Genomic DNA, 18127 nt, shown 5'->3' with positions numbered 1-18127 from the left:
TTACTGGATTACTGACCGAAGAAAACAGATTGTGCCTTGGTCGAACTATCGCGGCTCGAACCCGACTGCGACACGGTGTTGCGTGCGCCGCCGTACGAGTTCGCTTCAGCGTTGTTTTGCGCAGCGATGGTTTGCGTGTTGATGCCTTGTTGCGAAACCGGAGCGCCAACCGACGGGCGATACGAAGGTGCCGGGCCGTAGCCGCTGGCAAATGCCGGAACAGCGATAGAAGCAGTGGCGGCGATCAGTAACGATGCGAGAAGATTCTTTTTCATGGTGAGCTCCGATATACGTTGGACGTTCGACTGGTTCAGAAAGGCGTCGCAGCGGTCAAACTTCTTTCGGTGGCTGCTTCGTCGATGAAATGCAGTGTATACCCCTACTATCGGATTTTTATCCCCATAAACTTCAATACACTTTTCGCGATAAGCCAATAATCAAAAAAGGTCGGGAGCAGGAAAAATGGACGCGAGTGAGCCTGGAAAAGGCTCACCGGGACGTTGAGGTCGAAATATTTGTAGGGTCGAAACCCATCGAAAATCGAAAATTTTTGAGCGTCGTACTGTTGAACACCTTGTTGGTGACTCAGCGAGCGGCGTTTAGTGAACCTGAACCAGACGGCTGATCAGGTCGACCAGAACACCCGGCGCATTACCCTTCTGACAATAACCATCGAACCCGGCGTGTAGCCCTTTCGAGCGCACATAATCCTCACCGAGCGCCGTAAACGCAATGATTCCCGCGTTTCGGGTGGGAGAAATCCTGCGTAGAACACGTGCAGTTGCAAAACCATCGTGTTCCGGCATGCTGATGTCCAGGATCACGATGTGCGGCACCCAGCCGTCAATCGCCTGCAGCGCGTCAACACCGCTCAGCACGAAACGCGCGTCGCAACCGTCCGCGCTCAGCGCTGCAGCAAGGCCTTCGGCGCTTGCCGCGTTATCGTCGACAACCAGGATTCGCCAGCGTTCGGCGTCGGCATCTACGTTCCGATCGGTCCATAACACGCAGCTTGAAGTAAAGGAGACTGAAACCATGACCGCTCAGATTTATGCATGTGCAGCAAACGGAGCATTTTCCGCGCCAACCTGCCGATTAACCGCGAGCGGTTTGTGTCGATGTCATGAAAAAACCGCCAAAACACTTGTCCGATAAAGCCAGACAGACTTAAAACCGGCGCCCTCCAGGCTTCGCAACGCGCCGGCGAGCCCGCCTTCAGGATTTGGTCTTGGCTTTTTTGCTGGAAGATTCATCCGTGGAGCGTAGTTTTGCGTTCGCCGATACCAGCAGATTTGCATCGACCTGACGCACCGCGTGTTCAAGTCCGTCCAGCGCGTCTCGCAAACTGCGCTTCTCAGCCTTGTTCAGCGGTTGCGGCCCCAACTCCTCGACCAGCTTCGCTTCTTTCTCCAGACGTTTGAGCAATTTAGCTCCCAGACGGCTATCGATGGCTTGCTCGCCCAGCAATTCGACGATGCTCGTCGCGAGCCGCGTCAGTCCATCTGCCGTGGTTTGCGTAGGTTCGTCCTGCTCGACGCGATCTTCCATTTGTGTTTCCCCGATGACGCGAAAAGAGTCGGGCTGCGCCCGACGGCCCTCTTGCACCGCGCGAGTCTACCCACAGGGCGTGACAACCATAAGTACTTTCTGTGTCACGCGGCATTTGACCAACAATAACGCAAATCCGGTGATCGTTGCTTGATTCGAAATGCCCGGCAGGGACAATCGAAAGCTGGATGACCTCGCAATTGCCGCCACCCCTGCCCCTGCCGCCGCCGCTAACGATGACCGAATCTCGATGACTGAATTACGAACCAACCCGCTTCCCTACGCCTCGGATTTCTCGGGCATCGTGTGCGGGTTTCGTTTCGCGCAGGACGCGCCCGGCGTGCCGATCGACTCCGCCGGGGCGCTCGACTGGCTGGCGCAATCCAGCGCCAAGCGCGCTTCCGGCGACTTCGTCTGGCTGCACTTCGACCTTGCGAACAGCGCAAGCGAACGCTGGATGCGCACGCACCTCGACCTGCCCGACGCCTTCTTCGAGAACTTGCGCGACGGCTCGCATTCCACGCGAATAGAACATCAGGAAGGCGCGCTGCTCGCGGTCATCAACGACGTGATGTTCAACTTCGACGTGAGCCCCTCCGAAATCGCAACCTTATGGGTCTACACGCGCGAAAAGCTGCTCATCACCGCGCGGCTGAAACCGCTGCGTTCCATCGATACGCTGCGAGAGTCGGTACGCAATGGCGAGGTCTTCCGGTCGACGGCCGAACTGCTCATCCATCTGTTGCGCGACCAGGCTGACCTGCTGGTACAAATCGTTCGAAAAACGAGCATCGATATCGACCGGATAGAAGATCGCTTCCTTTCGATGAGATCCCCCGCCACTCGGTCGGAACTCGGCGCGTCGCGACGCGTGCTGGTCAGGCTGCAGCGTTTGCTCGCGCCGGAACCGGGATCGATTTTCCGGCTGCTGGCGCGCCCTCCACGCTGGCTTGAGACGCTCGACCTTCAGGATCTGCGGGACGCCACCGAAGAATTTTCGCTGGTGCTAGGCGATCTGGCGGGACTGGTCGAACGCATCAAGCTGCTTCAGGAAGAGATCGCCGCACGCACGGACGAGCAAAGCAACCGCACGCTGTTCACGCTGACGCTGGTCACCGTGCTGGCGCTGCCGATCAATATTGTCGCGGGGATTTTCAGCATGAACGTTGGCGGCGTGCCGCTCGCCGAAAACAAGCACGGTTTCTGGGTGATGGTGGCGATCGTTGCAACCTTCACTGCGCTGGCGGGATGGTGGGCCTTCTACCGGCGGCGCGGCAAGTAAACAACCGGCAGTGGGTCGATGCATCGGTCTTCGCGACGGCTGAAGACCCGAGCAGGAAACCGCCAGCTCGCCTCGATCAGAAACCCAGGTCGCTCAGGCCGGGATGGTCGTCCGGACGGCGTCCCAGTGGCCAATGATATCTACGCTCGGATTCCTTGATCGGCAAGTCATTGATACATGCGTGCCGATGCGTCATCAGGCCAGCTTCGTTGAACTCCCAGTTTTCATTCCCGTAACTACGGAACCAGTTTTTCGAATCATCGTGCCATTCGTAAGCGAAGCGCACCGCGATTCGTGATCCGGTGAACGCCCACAGTTCCTTGATCAGCCGGTAATCCAGTTCACGCGCCCATTTGCGCGCCAGGAACGCCTCCACCTCAGCACGTCCCGATACAAATTCAGCGCGGTTGCGCCAGCGCGTGTCTTCGCTATAGGCGAGAGCAACCCGCTTTGGGTCGCGTGTATTCCAGCCGTCTTCCGCGAGACGGACCTTTTGCCGGGCGGTGTCGGCATCGAATGGCGGGAATGGCGGTTTGCTTTCCATGGCGCTTCCTTTGGATCTGGAGGGTGATTGCAATTGGCTGACGATACGCAGTCAATCGATAAGGTAATTCGTTGGAAGACAGGTCTGTCTACCTTCTTACTCTAGCGCAGGGAGACAGACCTGTCTACAATCCATCGATATGGACAATCAATCATTGAATGCGGACCTTCCTCCGGCCGAGCGCATTCTTATCACGGCTCACGCGCTGTTCTATCGGGACGGCATTCGTGCGACCGGAATCGATCGCGTGATCGCGGAATCGGGTGTCGCGAAGAAGACTTTTTATCGCTACTATCCGGCGAAAAATGACCTGATCATCGCGTTCCTGGAGTATAGGCACCGAAACTGGATGACGTGGTTCGAAGACGCCGTGCAGCGCCATGGCGCGAACGCGGACGCATTGGTCCCGGCATTGGCGGAATGGTTCGAGGGCGATGCGTATCGCGGTTGTGCGTTCATTAACGCGGTGGTGGAAGTAGGCGGGACCCAGCCCGAAGCGGTCGATATCTCACGACGCCACAAGCTGGATATGGCTGCGGTTATCAGGACGCTGCTGCCGGCATCGTCGAGAACCGCGAAGGCCGATGCACGGGCATTGGCCATGGCGGTTGATGGCGCCATCGTGGGCGCGCAATTTGAGGAATCGCCGGACGCGGCGTTGAAATCGCTGGCTCGCATAGTAAAAGCAATCGCCGATACCGCCAGGAGTTAGCGCAACGGGCTGCGGTGGAATTCAAGCCGCGTACATAAAATAAGGCCGGCCCAAACACGAGTTTGGACCGGCCTTGTTACGTATGCGTACCCGACGCCCGGTCAGGTACGCAACGCTACATCGGGCGAATCATCGACGAGAAGCGCTTAGTGCTCGTTGCTCAGCACGATCTGCGCAATCACGCCGGTCGCGATGGCGGCAAGCACGTAATCACCGTTCACACCCACCCAGTGATAACCGCGCGGGGGTTGCTGCAATCCATAGCCGCGATAATCGTCGACTACATATTGGCGATCGCGATAGTCGTTCGGCAAACGATCTCCTCGATGCCAGTCATGCGGTCCTTCCCCGCGCGCGCCGCCAGGGCCGCCGCGCCCCGGACCATTGTCCGCATGCATTGGCACTGGCGGACGGCCATTGTTGTGGTTTTGTGCGCCCGGGCCACCTTGCGGGCCGTGACCGTGGTCTTGATCTTGATGACCGCCGCCGTCATGGCCTTGCATGGCGGGGCCGCCTGGACGTTCTTGCGGTCCGCCTTGATGGCCTTCACCAGGCCCAGGGCCGTTTTGAGCAAACGCAGTGGCCGTCAGGCCCAAGCTTGTAAACAGGACTGCAGCAGCAATATGACTCTTCTTCACGAACACCTCGTTCAACGTTGTAAGTATGGTTCTAGTATGGCTCACGCAAGCGGCGTTCCACCGCGTGCGGCGAAACTTGACACCTTACGCATTCCATACAAACGTTGAATCTGGCATCACGCCGCGCGCGAGTCCTCGCTAAAACAGGACGCTATCGCCCTCATTAAAACGTTCAATGAAGCGTGAACAGCGGTTGCGCCGCACCGCAATATCGGGCAAAGCCTTATTGCATAACGCGTTGTTGTGATTATTCGCGCTAACAAGACAGTGTATTCACCTTAACGGTATTTATCCGAGCAGGCTGATTGCGTAAGTTCGACCATGAACCATGCCAGGAACGAACCATGACAGCGTTAGCCAGAAGCGCGGACCCGTGGCTGCAAACGGTCCGCTCATTGACAGCGACCCACAACCGCGCGGCAGAAGCTGCCCCACGGCAAAGGTCTGTGCACCCGTTTTTAGAGCGACTCACGCGAGCGTGGGAACGTGATCATCCGCGCGTCGCTTCGCAAACGCCATCGCCACAATCGTCGAGGCCCTTTCCCGAGGCTGTCGTGCGCGTGATTGAACGGCCGAGCAGCGCGACGGCGATTGTCTATTGGTCCGACGCGGGAACCTGCCACTACGGATATCAGGGATGGCGAGTGACCACGGCCACGTCGGGCGGTGCTTGCGCACTGACCGGCGCGCCCATTCACCGGGGCGACTCGGTGTATCGGCCGTCACAGCGCGATCCGAAACCACAGAACGCAGCGGCGATGATTCTTGCGGCTTCCATGCCACAGGACGAGACCAGCGACGCCGATTTGCAGGGCCAGCACGCCTGAAAGCGTCCTCGGGTCCGGTGAAATGGCCTGAAAGCACGACTGCATCATGCGGTCGTCCTTTCCGCCATGTGGAACGTTCACATCAAACACGCCGATTCTGAGAAACAGCTTTAACTGTTTCAATCGACGGCAATGCGTACGCGGATTAGTGCGGCTTGCTCTTGTTTCAAACTCCCTTCGCAAACTCTCGGCTGGCTGCAACAGCGTCTCTCCAAGTCCCCTCGCAAACGCTTGCGTTAATTGCAAGTTTCAAGCCCAAATCCGCGCTGCGTGACTGATAGTGCCGGCATCGTTTCATAAGCCAGAAGTACGAATCCCGTTTCGCAACGCCATTAAACTGTAGAGCCGCGCTTTCATTGCAGGGTGCGCAATACGGCCAAAGGCACGCGGTCCGCCACCGTTCCAGTTGTGCACCGAGAAGCATCAACCGTCGTCAATCTGTCATAGCAGTTCAGTAGGATCGCAGTCTCCCGCCGCTCCATCACTGCAAGGAGTTAATCGTGAAGAGTTATCAAGCGCAGCGCGTCGAAGCCAGAGACACTATTCGTTCAGGTGACACAGCTTACGAATCGCCGGTACGCCGCGAGTCGCAAGAAGTGCGTGCACAAGCGGATCAGGACGTCTATGGCGATTCACTCGACATCCCGCTGAACTACGGCGGCATGATGGACGCCGTCCGAGACGCAGTCAGGGCCAACCTATAAACAGCAGCATGAAAAAGCGGCGCCTCAGAAATGAGAGCGCCGCTTTTTTTTGTTCCGCTTTTGCGTTGTTGCTGCGGGCGTTGCATGCCGTGCCGCTGCATTCGCTTAGCGCTTCGCGCTCGCCGCTGGACCCAACCTCCTGATCACAGCCTCGTGCTGCGGATACGCTTTTGTCAAAGCAGCCACATCGGCGAGTTCGAACTCGCTGAACTCGAACCCGGGCGCGACCGTGCAGCCCACCAGTGCGAACGCCGCCGGATCGCATAATTCTGCCGCAAACCAGTGCCCCGCCGGTACAACCGCCTGGAATACGGCGTTGTGGTGCGTCAGCGCGTTACCCAGGCGATGCGTGTGCAATTGCCCGGTGACGTCGATAACATGAACATCGATTGGATCTCCTGCATAGAAGTGCCACACCTCGTCCGAGCGGATTCGATGCCATGCCGAATGCGCGCCATCGCAAAGCATGTAGTAGATCGCGGTCGATGCCGAGCGCGTCGCGCCCAATGAAGCTTCGCGTACTACCTTATCCTCACCACGAAATGTCTCGCGAAAATAGCCGCCTTCAGGGTGCGGCTGGAGTCCGAATCGTTCGATCAGCACGTCACACATCAGCCACGCTCCTTATGCTTTAAGCCTGTAGCCCGTCTTGAAGATCCAAGCAACCACGCCAATAAACACCGCGAGGAACACCAGCGTCATGATGAGGCTGATCTCGACGCTGACATCGGCGGTACCGTAAAAACTCCAGCGAAATCCGCTGATCAGATAAACCACCGGGTTGAACAACGCGACGGCTTTCCAGAACGGCGGCAGGATATCGATGGAATAAAAACTTCCGCCGAGGAAGGTCAGCGGCGTGATGATCAGCAGCGGGATCACCTGCAACTTTTCGAATCCATCTGCCCAGATGCCAATGATGAATCCCAGCAGGCTGAATGTCACCGCGGTCAGCAGCAGGAACACGATCATCCAGAACGGGTGATCGACGTGCAGGGGCACGAACAGCCGCGCGGTCGCAAGAATGATGAGGCCGAGGATGATCGACTTGGTGGCGGCTGCACCAACATAACTCAGCACGATCTCCATATACGAGACCGGCGCCGATAACAGTTCGTAGATGGTCCCCGTGAACCTCGGAAAATAGATACCGAACGACGCGTTCGACACGCTCTGCGTGAGCAGCGACAACATCACGAGCCCCGGCACGATGAACGCACCGTAGCTCACGCCGTTCACTTCGGGAATGCGCGAGCCGATCGCGGCGCCGAACACGACGAAATACAGCGAGGTGGAAATCACCGGCGAGATGATGCTTCCCATGATGGTGCGCCACGTGCGCGCCATTTCGAATACATAGATCGCGCGGACTGCATGAATATTCATTTTTTCTCTCCGACCAGGCTCACGAAAATGTCTTCCAGCGAGCTTTGTGTCGTTTGCAGGTCCTTGAACTTGACGCCGTTATCGGCGAGGTCTTTCAGCAGCGTAATGATGCGGCCCGGTTCATCCTGCGCGTCGTAGGTGTAGGTCAGCTCACTCCGGTCAGCGGACAGGTCGAGCCGGTAAGCACTCAGTCCGGCGGGAATGGTGTCGATCACATCTTCCAGTTGCAGCACGAGTTTCTTCTGGCCGAGCTTGCGCATCAGTTCAGCTTTTTCCTCGACCAGGATGATCTCGCCGCCGTTGATCACACCAATCCGGTCGGCCATTTCCTCGGCTTCATCGATGTAATGCGTCGTCAGGATGATCGTCACGCCGTTGGCCTTCAGGCCGCGCACGAGATTCCACATATCGCGGCGCAATTCGACGTCGACGCCAGCCGTCGGTTCGTCCAGGAACAGGATTTCCGGCTCGTGCGAGAGCGCCTTCGCAATCAGCACGCGGCGTTTCATGCCGCCGGACAGCGTGACCAGCTTGTTGTCCTTCTTGTCCCAGAGCGACAGCGACTTCAGCACCTTTTCTATGTGCGCCGGATTCGGCGGCTTACCGAAAAGGCCGCGGCTGAATGAAACGGTGGCCCAGACGGACTCGAAAGCGTCGGTGGTCAACTCTTGCGGCACGAGGCCGATCATCGCGCGGGAGGCGCGGTAGTCCGAGATAATGCCGTGACCGTTGACCTTGACCGTGCCTTCCGTGGCATTCACGATGCCGCATACAATGCTGATCAGGGTCGTTTTGCCGGCGCCGTTCGGCCCGAGCAGTGCGAAGATTTCGCCACGGCGGATATTCAGCGTGACATTTTTCAGCGCCTTGAAGCCGGACGCGTAGCTCTTCGACAGATTCGAAATTTCGATGATGTTTTGCATGGCCGTGAAGATATCAGAAAGCGGAATATCGTTCGCAAATGGCCGGGATTAGATTTGGGGGTTGCCTGGCTTCATGGCGGCGGAAGGGCCACGAAAACACCGCGAAAAAGCGCCGGGAATGGGGTTTGCGATCCGGTTTGCTAACGTATCGTTATTCCAGGAAGAACCCGGAGGCTCGCATGACTGATCCCGATCCTTTTGACTTGCAGCGTTTTATCAAGGCCCAGGATCCGGTCCTCCAGACCGTCACGGCCGAGCTCGAGGCCGGCAAGAAACGCACGCACTGGATGTGGTTCGTATTTCCGCAGATCCAGGGCTTAGGCCATAGCGAAATGGCGCGGCGCTACGCGATTTCATCGGTGAATGAGGCGCGAGCCTACTTCGATCATCCCGTGCTGGGCGAACGCCTGTTGATCCTTACGCAAATTGTGAACGCGCTAGAGGGACGCTCGGTGGAACAAATCTTCGGTTATCCGGACGACCTGAAATTCCATTCATCGATGACCCTTTTCGCCCACGCCGCAAGCGACAAGACGCCGTTCGAACTGGCGCTGAATACCTATTTCGGCGGTGAGCCGGATGCGGGAACGGTCGCGCGTCTCAGATAAGCGCAACAGCCGCTCCGGCGGATCTCGTCCGACGAAACGATACAATTCGCGTCGATGCACATTCGCCACCTGCCGGTCCCACAAGGACCCGTGGCGGATTGCGTCACTGGCCGCATCTATCGATGGCACGGTCAGCCGAGCCTGGAGCACCTGCTTCTATTCGCTTCGCTTTATCGTTATTCGCCCAGCGCGATGCGGTGCGGCTCTCGCACCCGGCGCTTCGGGCGGCGCCCTTATTAATCAGCCAGGATCGTCTCTCCATGCTTTCGCGCGTCACCCGCTTGTTTCCTCTCTGGGCCGTCCTTATTTCGGTTGTCGCGTATTTCTCGCCGGCTTCGTTCACCGTCATCGCGCCGCACGTCACCACGCTACTCACGATCATCATGTTCGCGATGGGCGTGACGCTTTCATTCGCCGATTTCCGGCGCGTTTTCACCCGGCCGGCGCCGGTCATAGCGGGAATCGGCTTGCATTACCTGGTGATGCCGCTCGCAGCCTGGGCGATAGCAAAATTGCTGCGCATGCCGCCCGACCTGACGGCGGGCATGGTGCTGGTCGGCAGCGTTGCCAGCGGCACGGCGTCGAACGTGATGATCTATCTCGCACGCGGCGACGTCGCGCTGTCCGTCACCATCAGTGCGCTGTCCACGCTCGTCGGCGTCTTCGCCACGCCGCTGCTGACGCGCCTTTACGTGGATGCGTCCATTGCCGTCGATGTCCACGGCATGCTCATGAGCATCCTCCAGATTGTTGCGTTGCCTATCGTGGCAGGGCTGATCATCAATCACTTGTTCAACAAGATCGTGCGCGCAGTCGAACCCGCGTTGCCGATTATTTCGATGATCGCGATCCTGCTGATCATCTCGGCCGTGGTGGCGGGGACGCAAAAAAGTATTGCGTCGGTCGGTTTGCTAGTGATGCTGGGCGTGATCCTGCATAACGGCATCGGTTTGCTTGGCGGATATTGGGGCGGCCGTCTGCTTGGTTTCGATGAAGCCGTGTGCCGCACACTGGCAATCGAGGTCGGCATGCAGAATTCGGGACTCGCCGCCACGCTAGGCAAGCTGTACTTCACGCCAATCGCCGCTCTCCCGGGCGCGCTGTTTTCGGTGTGGCACAACTTGTCGGGATCGTTGCTGGCGGGGTACTGGGCTGGACGGCCTGCAAAAGGGTCGACACGTGATCTCGAGGCGAGGGAGTTGGCTGAAGGCTCGCAGCTGGAAAGCTGACGCCCAGCCTTCTCGCCTGCGCCGAGTTGTTTCACCTTATATTAGTGGTTGAATCAAGACCGGCTAGAAGGGGAACGATCATGGAACGCGACGATTTCATCGAAATGCTGGCGCGCGAAGGGTTTCAGACCACCGTGCTGGTGGAGCGCGAAGCCGGCGCGTCGCTTGATGACCATGCGCATGCGTTCGAAGCCAAGGCGCTGATTCTCGAAGGTGAGCTGACGCTGCGCATCGCTGATCAAGACACGCGCTATCAGCCAGGCGACGTGTTCCACTTGAGAGCAAACGAAACGCATAGCGAGCGTTACGGTCCGGAAGGCGTCTGCTATCTGGTGGGCCGAAAGTAGTAACAGATAGCAAGACGGCCGGACGACCGCCGGCCATTGAAAGCCCCTGGCGAAGCCAACGAACACATCGGCTTCGCTGCATCGCATGGTCACTCCTTCAGGACCGAACCGAACGGCATGTCGCTGACCGTCGATGCGTGTTTCTGCTTGTGAGCCTGCCGCATCGGCTTGAGCACGAAGAGCGCAAGCAACGCCGACGCCGCAGCCATTCCCGAAGCCAGCATGAACACCGCGTGCCAACTGCCGGTCGCGGCCGTGATCACGCTGCTGAACGGCACGAGCAAGGCTGCGGTCCCCTTCGCCGTGTACAGCAGGCCCGCATTGGTGGCTGCAAACTTTGGCCCGAATGTATCGCCGCAAGTGGCGGGAAAGAGGCTGTAGATCTCACCCCACGCGAAGAAGACAATACCCGTCAGCACGACGAACGCCACCGGGCTATGCCCGTATTTCGATAGCAGCAAGATGCCCACCGCCTCAATCGCAAACGCCATGAACATGGTGTTCTCGCGGCCGATGCGATCCGAAATCCAGCCGAAGAAAGGCCGGGTCAATCCGTTGAGAACCCGGTCGATCGTCAGCGCGAACGTGAGCGCGGGCAACGTCAGGCCAAGCAACGAAACAGGCGAATCGTGCAGCCCGAAGTCCTTCGCGATAGGGCCCAACTGAGCGGTCGCCATCAAACCGCCCGCGGCCATCATCACGAACATCAGGTACATCACCCAAAAGATCGGTGAGCTAACGACCTGTCTAGGCGTCGCGTTATAAACGGCGCTCTTCAGCGCACTCTTCACCGATGCAAGCAGGCTCGCAGGCGGCGCATACAGCGCCATGCCGAGCAGGAACACGATCAATCCCTGGCCGAGGCCGAACCACAGAAAGGTGGCTTCGTAGCCGCTGCTCTTGATCATGTGCGCGATCGGCACAACGGTTGCAGCCGATCCCGCCCCGAAGCCGGCCGCGGTAATGCCCGCTGCCAGACCACGCCGGTTGGGGAACCACTTCAACGCGTTGCCAACGCACGTGCCGTACACGGCTCCCGCGCCCACGCCGCCCACGGCCGCCGCGAAATACAGCATGGGCAGCGACGAAGCCACCGAGTTGAGCGCCCACGCAATCGCACACAGCAGACCGCCGGCAACGACAACCGGCCGCGGGCCGTACTTGTCGACGAGATAACCTTCGATAGGGACCAGCCAGGTTTCCGTGACCACGAAGATCGTGAACGCCACTTGAATCGCCGCTCGACCCCAGTGATGCTTTTCATCGATCGGATTCACAAACAAGGTCCAGCCGTACTGCATATTCGCGATCATGGCCATGCAGATCACGCCAAACACGAGCTGCATCCATGGCGACGCTAGCCGCGACGTACTTTCCTGGCGATTCGATTCCATCACTGTCTCCTTGGCATTTGCTGCCTTGTATTCGGGACGCCGAATGGACGCCTCCGTCATCGCCTGAGCTGGGTTTCGATAGCGATGGAATACACAATATGTAATATATCAAGTAAGTACAATGAAAGAATTGACAGGGTTTTTACCAGATCGGGTTAATACTGAAAGAAATATGAAAGTATTTTTCCGATTATTTCGCAGGATAAAAAAAAGGCCCGCAGGCAAGCCTGACGGGCCGAGACATGGTGCGCGACATGGCAGTCCGCAACACGTACGACAGTTATAGTAGAAAGTTAAATGTAATATAAATGTTTTTATTCAAGAGTTCGATACGTCGGCCGGCGCGAGGACGGAATCCTACGCATTGAACAGCTCGCTGCGGGCTGTGCTCATGATCGACGATATCGCCGGATGGCTGATCCGCCGTTCAATGGAGATGGCGAAGAACTCCTCAACAATCGTTTCGATATGTCCAACCGCAATCAAACCGTGCTCTCGTTTGAGTTGTGCCGCGAGGACCGTCGGCGCAAACAGCACGCCTCTTCCCTCGCGGCCAAACGCGAGCGTCAGCGCGCTGTCGTCGAACTCCCCCACCACGCGCGGTGAGATCATGCGTGACTTGAGCCAGTGATCGAGTTTCCTTCGGACTGCCGATTCAATTCCGGGCAGCAGCACCGGCATGTCGCTTAGCGATGCAGGGAAGGCTTTTGCCGCGCGAGCGGCCAAGGCTTTGGATGCGAAGCAACTGAGTGTTGAACGGCCAAGCGAATGGTTGAACGCCTTCACGTTCACATCGGGCGGAATGGGTGCGTCGGCAATGATCAGGTCCAGCCTATGCACGGCCAATTGTGAAAGCAACGCATGCAGCTTGCCTTCATGACAGATCAGCCGCAAGTCCGACAGGTTCAATGCCGGCTCGAGCAGGCGATACGCCACCGTCTTCGGAACCGAATCCGCCACGCCCACGCGCAGTTGCGCCCGTGCGGCCTCCTTCTCCTGCCTGACCGCGCTTTCCAGCTCGGCGCCGAGCGAGAAGATTTCATCGGCGTAGTCGAGTGCAAGCCGTCCCGCATCCGTCAACTCAAGGTTGCGGCCGCTCTTTTTGAAGAGCTTCTTGTTCAGTGCGTCCTCTAGCAGCTTGATCTGGCCGCTCAGCGTTTGAGGCGTGATGTGCAATTGCGTGCCGGCACGCGCAATGCCGCCCGCATGCGCCGCGGCCCAAAAATAGTACAAATGCTTGAAGTTCATTCGTGCCTCCACAGCGATTTGAACACATCGGTTTTCTCGATGTATCGGCGTCAAAAATACGTATTTTACATTATGCTTTCATCGGCTACATTGGGGCTTCGCTAGGGTGTTTGACGAAGGAGGCAAGGTAATGAAATGTCCAGTGTGCAAGACCCCGGAACTGCTGATGGCGGACCGCCAGGGAATTGAAGTCGATTATTGCGTGACATGCCGCGGTGTGTGGCTGGATCGCGGTGAACTCGACAAGCTCATCGAACGCTCCGCTAGTGAAGCGGGTCCGCAAGGGCAAGCGCCAGCGGCAAGTGCGCCGGTCGCGCGCCGGTATGACGAAGGCCGTCATTACAACGACCACGAGCGACGCAACGGTTATCGCGACGACGACTATCGCGACCAGCGTTATCCGTACAAAAAGAAGAAGTCGCTACTCGGCGACCTCTTCGACTTCGGTTGACGAATTTGGAGAACAACGCAGATAACCGCGCAGCACGAGCAGCAACTCAACCCTATTTCTTGATTGAGGCACATGATGGCAACAGTCGCACAATTACTGAGTTCGAAAACCGATCAGTCGTTTCACACTATCGAAGCGTCCGCGAGTGTCTTCGACGCCATCAAGCTGATGGCGCACAAACAAATCGGCGCACTGGTGGTCACGTCCGGAGAGCACATCACGGGCATCGTGACAGAGCGTGACTATGCCCGGAAGATCGTGCTGCACGACAGGTTGTCAAAAGAGACGCCAGTAGGCGATGTCATGTCAAAAGCGATCCGATACGTTCGTCTCAATCAGACAACGGACGAATGCATGACGATCATGACCGAAAATCGGATACGCCATCTTCCGGTGATTGACGGTGGTCTGCTGATCGGCATGGTATCGATTGGCGATCTCGTCAGGAACCGGATCGCTGAGCAACAATTCACGATCCACCAGTTGGAACACTACATTCAAGGCAACAGTCATGCAGCAGAGCCGGCGGTCGACATGCGATAGAGATTGGCTGTGGATACTGTGGCTGATTGTCCTGGCGAGGTTGCGGTGCAGAAGGCGCGAGAACGCCTTCGCACCCCTCGCCTGAATTCTTAATTTCAGCGTTATTTTTCCTTTAGGTTTCCTACCTTCATGCGTTGGCACGGATGAAGCTTCGGGCGCTATTCCGTTATCACCCCGCTCGAATATCAGATTGGCGGTCTGCGCATCGCCGTTCATGGGACCGCTCTGATCACACCCGGTCCCTATCAGCCACGCCCCACACCGTCCCTGTGGAGGCACGACAAGCAACCCCCCGTCTCCCGATCTCTGTCATAATGGCGTTTCGCCGTTTGCCACTTTTTGCCATCAAACGCCTTACCTTGCCACGAACGATGCCACCATCGCCGTCACCCTCCCCGCGGTCCTGATGCAGCCTTTCATCGTCTTGCTTGTCCTGTTCTCCGCGTTGCTGCACGCTACGTGGAATGCCTTCCTGCATACCAGCGGCGACCGGGTCTGGCAGTTCGGCATGATGTCTTTCCCCTACCTCGTGTGTTCGGCAATCGTGTTGCTGTTCGTGCCCGCGCCGGCGCGCGAAAGCTGGCCGTACATCGCGGCATCGGCAGCTTTGCAGCTTGGTTATTGCGTGGCCTTGTCGAAGGCCTACAAGGCGGGTGACTTCGGGCAGATCTATCCGATCGCACGCGGCCTCTCGCCGCTGCTCGTGTTCGCGGGCGCCTTCGTCTTCGCGGGTGAACATCTTCGGCCACTTGCGCTGGCGGGCGTCACGCTGGTGTCGGTCGGCATCATTTCCCTGGCATTCCGCAAGCGCCGCTTTGCGACCGCGAGCGTACCGGCGGCGCTCGTGACGGGCGGGTTTATCGCCGCCTACACAATCGTGGATGGCATCGGCGTGCGGATAGCCGGCAGCGGCTTCGGCTATATCGCCTGGGCGTACATCCTCTTCAACGTGCCGCTCGCCGGGGTAGCCTTTTATCGATACGGCGGCCCACACGGCCTGTTCTTCGACGACCCCAAGCGCTCGCTGCAAGGCTTGGGCGGCGGCGCTATCGCGATGGTCGCGTACACCATTGTGATCATTGCGTTTCGTTACCTGCCCATTGCAATGGTCTCGGCGTTGCGCGAGCTTAGTTCCATCTTCGCGGTCCTGATCGGCTGGCTGTTCATGCGTGAAAGGCTGACCGCGCGGCGCGTGCTGGCGTGCGCACTCGTCACGGCCGGCGCAGTTTTGATCCGCATTTAAGAGGCAGTTATCTGATTTTCAATCGACTCCGCGCATTATTTCGTTGGAGTGACTTCCACTGCCGTGGCCGAAATCAATACCGCGCGCACGGTGTCACCCTTCTTTAATTTATATGCCGCTATTTCAGAACTTAAATCGAACGTCTCAGTATGCCACGGACCACGCAGGGTAATTGTTTTATTCCTGCTATTAATATTCTGCACCGTTGCGACAATCTCAGTTTCATGGACTGCACCAAAGCCTTGGGAACCGGATGCAGGCGCATAAACTTCAGTATCAACACGTTTTCGCAATTCGTCTCCCTTCGCTGACGCTTTCACTGCCCTGATCAGCATTGAGTCCCTGACTTGCACATCTACGCGATCGCCAATCTTCAATGCATCGAAATTCGTGACTTCCTTGCCGACCGCCACCGGCATGATGCGGCCCTTCGCACCCTTCAGCGTCAGCGTTCTGGCGCCCGTGTCGATACCGACGATCTGCGCATGAAGCAGCTTCGGCGGGGCGCTCAGCGCGGATTGAATCGCGGCACTTGAAAGTTGCTGATCGGTTTGCGCGCTGACGTGCGCCGCCACCGTTAATAAGGCAAACGATAAAGCCACAGTCCATTTTGCGTTCATGCAGTTTCTCCGGGCGAAGGGAATTGAATCGCGAATCGAATCGAATGGTTAATTCGATTGTAAAGCGCAAGCGCATTAATTTGCGAACGTCAGTTATACAGCGGGCGCCGGAGTTTTGTCCACGAACCTCGTTAATTACAGACTATCAAGCAATCAAGCGGAGTATTTAATCGATCGAATTTATTATTATTTTTATAATAATCGACTCGATTCAACAGGAATACGACGTATGGCCGGCATCCTTTCCAGGGCGCCGGCCAAAGCTTGAATCGTTGGTACTGGCTGATACCTTTGACTTAAGAGTCAAGGGATTCAAGACTCAAGCAGGACGTGCCCCGCTCACTTTCACCAAACGCAAACGCGTAATTTCGGATGGGGCGCCGATCCGTATCGGCGGTCCCCAGTAGCCCGTGCCGCGACTGGTGTACACCCACAGGTCGTTGAGCTTTTCCAGTCCGGCAACGAAAGGCTGCTGCAACCGGACGAAGAAATTCCACGGCACGAATTGACCACCGTGCGTATGACCCGACAACTGCAAGGTAAACCCAGCTTTCGATGCAGCCGGCGCGCTGCGAGGTTGGTGGGCCAGCAGCAGACGAAATGCGATGTCGGTTGGTGCACCAAGCATGGCTTTGGCCGGATCGCTTTTGTGGGCCGGGTCGAAACTGCCCGCACCGTAATCGGTCACGCCTGCCACGACTGCACGCGCTCCGTCGTGGTTAACAATCACGTGTTCGTTAAGCAGCACCTTCAGCCCAAGCCGGCGGAATTCGCTAATCCACTTGTCCGCGCCGGCGTAATACTCATGATTGCCGGTGACCAGGAATGCGCCGTGCCGCGCCTTCAGGTCAGAAAGCGGCCGCGTATGCGCTGCCAAATGAGCCACCGAACCATCGACCACGTCGCCTGTCACCGCGATCAGGTCTGGTGATAACGCATTGACCGCTGCCACGATCTTTTCGACGTAATGACGCTTGATGGTCGGCCCCACGTGGATATCGCTGATCTGCACGATGGTAAAACCGTTCAACTCGGGAGCCAGGTTCTCGATAGGCACGTCGACGTTCTTTACCCCGGCGCGCCGACGTGCGCTATAGATGCCGAGCAGCGTGACCAGCACGGCGAGCAGCGGCACTCCAAGCGCGCTCCACGCGATGAAACCAGGCCAGCCGCCGGAATCCTGTTGCACGCGGCTGATCAGGTGCAAGACGAGCAACACGATGTCGCGGAGAAACGTCAGCGCCAGCAGCGAGGAGAAGAACCCCATGGTAAGCAGGCCGATCCATGCGAGGCGATCGGATAGCGGTTGCTGGCTGACGTTGCGCGCCGCCATGCCGAGCGGAATCAGCAAGCACGACGCGACAAGGGCGAGCACCGCGAGCCACCGAAGCGGCGCACCGACTGGCGCAGCCGGAATCAGGCGCAGGCCTATATACACGTGAAACAAAATCCCGATGCCGATTACGCGGATAAAAAACGCGGAACGTCGCATAAACCGCCTGGTAGAAGGTGAAGCCGGTAGGTTGCAACCGAGATTGAGGCGGGCGACCGGGTACATTGATACGTCTGAGCTTTCTGATCTTCTGTTAACAAAGCGCCCCAAGCCCAGCCCGAAACGGCATCCGATTCTACCGGTTCAACAAGAAATCTGCCTGCTCGCAAGCCATTCCCAAATGGCTAACAACAGACTCGCAACGTGCATGCCATAAAGGACTCGTCAAGGCTCGCACCTTGCAAAAACAACGGCAAGCATGACAGGACACCGTTCGGAACCGCGACAGAATCCGTGGTCAACCGAAACGCCCGCGCGGACGAATTGCCTCATCACGAATTGATGCGTCAAAAAATAACCCGCCTTAAGCGGGTTATTTTCATGCAAT

Annotated in this window: 22 protein-coding genes; 10 read left to right on the top strand and 12 right to left on the bottom strand. The window is 57.8% G+C overall.

The window, feature by feature from the left end; genetic code table 11:
- Window positions 1–8: 8 nt before the first annotated feature.
- The 3 genes from ACMX25_RS15455 to ACMX25_RS15445 all read right to left on the bottom strand — a co-directional run bounded on the left by ACMX25_RS15455 (window position 9) and on the right by ACMX25_RS15445 (window position 1548).
- Window positions 9–275, bottom strand: a complete 267-nt coding sequence (locus ACMX25_RS15455) for a hypothetical protein (RefSeq protein WP_414950844.1) — start codon at window positions 273–275, stop codon at window positions 9–11.
- Window positions 276–599: 324 nt separating this feature from the next.
- On the bottom strand, window positions 600–1037 hold the full coding sequence (locus tag ACMX25_RS15450; RefSeq protein ID WP_414950843.1) for a response regulator: 438 nt from the start codon (window positions 1035–1037) through the stop codon (window positions 600–602).
- A 178-nt stretch (window positions 1038–1215) separates the two neighbouring features.
- Window positions 1216–1548: a hypothetical protein gene (locus ACMX25_RS15445; RefSeq protein ID WP_414950841.1), complete on the bottom strand. Its 333-nt coding sequence runs from the start codon at window positions 1546–1548 to the stop codon at window positions 1216–1218.
- Window positions 1549–1798: 250 nt separating this feature from the next.
- Here ACMX25_RS15445 and ACMX25_RS15440 point away from each other — a divergent pair, with 250 nt between their 5' ends.
- Window positions 1799–2830, top strand: a complete 1032-nt coding sequence (locus tag ACMX25_RS15440; RefSeq protein WP_414950840.1) for a transporter — start codon at window positions 1799–1801, stop codon at window positions 2828–2830.
- A gap of 76 nt (window positions 2831–2906) precedes the next feature.
- On the opposite strand, the gene ACMX25_RS15435 is transcribed toward ACMX25_RS15440, so the two are convergent.
- Window positions 2907–3374 carry a nuclear transport factor 2 family protein gene (locus tag ACMX25_RS15435; RefSeq protein WP_414950839.1) on the bottom strand — a complete coding sequence of 156 codons (468 nt, stop codon included), beginning with the start codon at window positions 3372–3374 and terminating at the stop codon, window positions 2907–2909.
- Window positions 3375–3513: 139 nt separating this feature from the next.
- Here ACMX25_RS15435 and ACMX25_RS15430 point away from each other — a divergent pair, with 139 nt between their 5' ends.
- Window positions 3514–4086: a TetR/AcrR family transcriptional regulator gene (locus ACMX25_RS15430; protein WP_414950838.1), complete on the top strand. Its 573-nt coding sequence runs from the start codon at window positions 3514–3516 to the stop codon at window positions 4084–4086.
- 146 nt (window positions 4087–4232) lie between these two features.
- Here the strand turns inward: ACMX25_RS15430 and ACMX25_RS15425 are convergent, their stop codons facing one another.
- Complete coding sequence (locus ACMX25_RS15425) at window positions 4233–4724, bottom strand: RcnB family protein (RefSeq protein ID WP_414950837.1); 492 nt, start codon at window positions 4722–4724, stop codon at window positions 4233–4235.
- Window positions 4725–5068: 344 nt separating this feature from the next.
- On the opposite strand from ACMX25_RS15425, the gene ACMX25_RS15420 reads away from it, so the two are divergent.
- Together ACMX25_RS15420 and ACMX25_RS15415 are read left to right on the top strand one after the other, a co-directional pair.
- Window positions 5069–5551, top strand: a complete 483-nt coding sequence (locus ACMX25_RS15420) for a DUF3331 domain-containing protein (RefSeq protein WP_414950836.1) — start codon at window positions 5069–5071, stop codon at window positions 5549–5551.
- A 500-nt stretch (window positions 5552–6051) separates the two neighbouring features.
- Complete coding sequence (locus ACMX25_RS15415; protein WP_414950835.1) at window positions 6052–6255, top strand: hypothetical protein; 204 nt, start codon at window positions 6052–6054, stop codon at window positions 6253–6255.
- A 105-nt stretch (window positions 6256–6360) separates the two neighbouring features.
- Here the strand turns inward: ACMX25_RS15415 and ACMX25_RS15410 are convergent, their stop codons facing one another.
- The 3 genes from ACMX25_RS15410 to ACMX25_RS15400 are packed head-to-tail and all read right to left on the bottom strand — an operon-like array spanning window position 6361 to window position 8564.
- On the bottom strand, window positions 6361–6867 hold the full coding sequence (locus ACMX25_RS15410) for a cupin domain-containing protein (protein WP_414950834.1): 507 nt from the start codon (window positions 6865–6867) through the stop codon (window positions 6361–6363).
- A gap of 12 nt (window positions 6868–6879) precedes the next feature.
- Window positions 6880–7641: an ABC transporter permease gene (locus ACMX25_RS15405; protein WP_299708011.1), complete on the bottom strand. Its 762-nt coding sequence runs from the start codon at window positions 7639–7641 to the stop codon at window positions 6880–6882.
- Entirely contained in the window at window positions 7638–8564 is a 927-nt protein-coding gene (locus tag ACMX25_RS15400; RefSeq protein WP_414950833.1) for an ABC transporter ATP-binding protein, read from the bottom strand. Before ACMX25_RS15400 ends, ACMX25_RS15405 begins: the two co-directional genes overlap by 4 nt.
- Window positions 8565–8743: 179 nt before the next feature.
- Between ACMX25_RS15400 and ACMX25_RS15395 the strand changes: the two genes are divergently transcribed.
- From ACMX25_RS15395 to ACMX25_RS15385, 3 genes are all read left to right on the top strand, one after another.
- Window positions 8744–9172 carry a DUF1810 domain-containing protein gene (locus ACMX25_RS15395; RefSeq protein ID WP_414950832.1) on the top strand — a complete coding sequence of 143 codons (429 nt, stop codon included), beginning with the start codon at window positions 8744–8746 and terminating at the stop codon, window positions 9170–9172.
- A 260-nt stretch (window positions 9173–9432) separates the two neighbouring features.
- Complete coding sequence (gene panS / locus ACMX25_RS15390; RefSeq protein WP_414950831.1) at window positions 9433–10401, top strand: ketopantoate/pantoate/pantothenate transporter PanS; 969 nt, start codon at window positions 9433–9435, stop codon at window positions 10399–10401.
- Between the two features lie 80 nt (window positions 10402–10481).
- Window positions 10482–10748, top strand: coding sequence for a cupin domain-containing protein (locus tag ACMX25_RS15385; protein ID WP_414950829.1), 267 nt, complete (start codon window positions 10482–10484; stop codon window positions 10746–10748).
- Window positions 10749–10837: 89 nt separating this feature from the next.
- Here the strand turns inward: ACMX25_RS15385 and oxlT are convergent, their stop codons facing one another.
- The gene (gene oxlT, locus ACMX25_RS15380; protein WP_414950828.1) at window positions 10838–12142 is read right to left on the bottom strand and encodes an oxalate/formate MFS antiporter; all 1305 of its coding nucleotides are present in this window, start codon (window positions 12140–12142) and stop codon (window positions 10838–10840) included.
- 357 nt (window positions 12143–12499) lie between these two features.
- Window positions 12500–13390 carry a transcriptional activator NhaR gene (gene nhaR, locus ACMX25_RS15375; protein WP_414950827.1) on the bottom strand — a complete coding sequence of 297 codons (891 nt, stop codon included), beginning with the start codon at window positions 13388–13390 and terminating at the stop codon, window positions 12500–12502.
- A 130-nt stretch (window positions 13391–13520) separates the two neighbouring features.
- On the opposite strand from nhaR, the gene ACMX25_RS15370 reads away from it, so the two are divergent.
- The 3 genes from ACMX25_RS15370 (at window position 13521) to ACMX25_RS15360 (ending at window position 15627) form a co-directional block, all read left to right on the top strand.
- On the top strand, window positions 13521–13841 hold the full coding sequence (locus ACMX25_RS15370; RefSeq protein ID WP_414950826.1) for a TFIIB-type zinc ribbon-containing protein: 321 nt from the start codon (window positions 13521–13523) through the stop codon (window positions 13839–13841).
- Between the two features lie 75 nt (window positions 13842–13916).
- On the top strand, window positions 13917–14384 hold the full coding sequence (locus ACMX25_RS15365) for a CBS domain-containing protein (protein WP_414950933.1): 468 nt from the start codon (window positions 13917–13919) through the stop codon (window positions 14382–14384).
- A gap of 406 nt (window positions 14385–14790) precedes the next feature.
- A complete protein-coding gene (locus tag ACMX25_RS15360; RefSeq protein ID WP_414950825.1) occupies window positions 14791–15627 on the top strand; it encodes an EamA family transporter in 837 nt (278 codons plus the stop codon).
- A gap of 35 nt (window positions 15628–15662) precedes the next feature.
- Here the strand turns inward: ACMX25_RS15360 and ACMX25_RS15355 are convergent, their stop codons facing one another.
- Both ACMX25_RS15355 and ACMX25_RS15350 read right to left on the bottom strand, forming a co-directional pair.
- Complete coding sequence (locus tag ACMX25_RS15355) at window positions 15663–16247, bottom strand: hypothetical protein (protein WP_414950824.1); 585 nt, start codon at window positions 16245–16247, stop codon at window positions 15663–15665.
- Window positions 16248–16566: 319 nt separating this feature from the next.
- A complete protein-coding gene (locus ACMX25_RS15350; protein ID WP_414950823.1) occupies window positions 16567–17739 on the bottom strand; it encodes a metallophosphoesterase in 1173 nt (390 codons plus the stop codon).
- Window positions 17740–18127 lie beyond the last annotated feature (388 nt).

Origin of the sequence: Caballeronia eucalypticola (genome assembly GCF_047608185.1) — a bacterium.
GTDB lineage: Bacteria > Pseudomonadota > Gammaproteobacteria > Burkholderiales > Burkholderiaceae > Caballeronia.
Note: the sequence above shows the minus strand (reverse complement) of the source record. Positions and strands in the feature narration are given on the sequence as shown.

Excerpts from the sequence above, each read along its gene's own strand:
- ACMX25_RS15455 (WP_414950844.1), bottom strand. The coding sequence starts at position 275 with ATGAAAAAGAATCTTCTCGCATCGTTACTGATCGCCGCCACTGCTTCT.
- ACMX25_RS15450 (WP_414950843.1), bottom strand. The coding sequence starts at position 1,037 with ATGGTTTCAGTCTCCTTTACTTCAAGCTGCGTGTTATGGACCGATCGG.
- ACMX25_RS15445 (WP_414950841.1), bottom strand. The coding sequence starts at position 1,548 with ATGGAAGATCGCGTCGAGCAGGACGAACCTACGCAAACCACGGCAGAT.
- ACMX25_RS15440 (WP_414950840.1), top strand. The coding sequence starts at position 1,799 with ATGACTGAATTACGAACCAACCCGCTTCCCTACGCCTCGGATTTCTCG.
- ACMX25_RS15435 (WP_414950839.1), bottom strand. The coding sequence starts at position 3,374 with ATGGAAAGCAAACCGCCATTCCCGCCATTCGATGCCGACACCGCCCGG.
- ACMX25_RS15430 (WP_414950838.1), top strand. The coding sequence starts at position 3,514 with ATGGACAATCAATCATTGAATGCGGACCTTCCTCCGGCCGAGCGCATT.
- ACMX25_RS15420 (WP_414950836.1), top strand. The coding sequence starts at position 5,069 with ATGACAGCGTTAGCCAGAAGCGCGGACCCGTGGCTGCAAACGGTCCGC.
- ACMX25_RS15410 (WP_414950834.1), bottom strand. The coding sequence starts at position 6,867 with ATGTGTGACGTGCTGATCGAACGATTCGGACTCCAGCCGCACCCTGAA.
- ACMX25_RS15405 (WP_299708011.1), bottom strand. The coding sequence starts at position 7,641 with ATGAATATTCATGCAGTCCGCGCGATCTATGTATTCGAAATGGCGCGC.
- ACMX25_RS15400 (WP_414950833.1), bottom strand. The coding sequence starts at position 8,564 with ATGCAAAACATCATCGAAATTTCGAATCTGTCGAAGAGCTACGCGTCC.
- ACMX25_RS15395 (WP_414950832.1), top strand. The coding sequence starts at position 8,744 with ATGACTGATCCCGATCCTTTTGACTTGCAGCGTTTTATCAAGGCCCAG.
- panS (WP_414950831.1), top strand. The coding sequence starts at position 9,433 with ATGCTTTCGCGCGTCACCCGCTTGTTTCCTCTCTGGGCCGTCCTTATT.
- ACMX25_RS15385 (WP_414950829.1), top strand. The coding sequence starts at position 10,482 with ATGGAACGCGACGATTTCATCGAAATGCTGGCGCGCGAAGGGTTTCAG.
- oxlT (WP_414950828.1), bottom strand. The coding sequence starts at position 12,142 with ATGGAATCGAATCGCCAGGAAAGTACGTCGCGGCTAGCGTCGCCATGG.
- nhaR (WP_414950827.1), bottom strand. The coding sequence starts at position 13,390 with ATGAACTTCAAGCATTTGTACTATTTTTGGGCCGCGGCGCATGCGGGC.
- ACMX25_RS15370 (WP_414950826.1), top strand. The coding sequence starts at position 13,521 with ATGAAATGTCCAGTGTGCAAGACCCCGGAACTGCTGATGGCGGACCGC.
- ACMX25_RS15365 (WP_414950933.1), top strand. The coding sequence starts at position 13,917 with ATGGCAACAGTCGCACAATTACTGAGTTCGAAAACCGATCAGTCGTTT.
- ACMX25_RS15360 (WP_414950825.1), top strand. The coding sequence starts at position 14,791 with ATGCAGCCTTTCATCGTCTTGCTTGTCCTGTTCTCCGCGTTGCTGCAC.
- ACMX25_RS15355 (WP_414950824.1), bottom strand. The coding sequence starts at position 16,247 with ATGAACGCAAAATGGACTGTGGCTTTATCGTTTGCCTTATTAACGGTG.
- ACMX25_RS15350 (WP_414950823.1), bottom strand. The coding sequence starts at position 17,739 with ATGCGACGTTCCGCGTTTTTTATCCGCGTAATCGGCATCGGGATTTTG.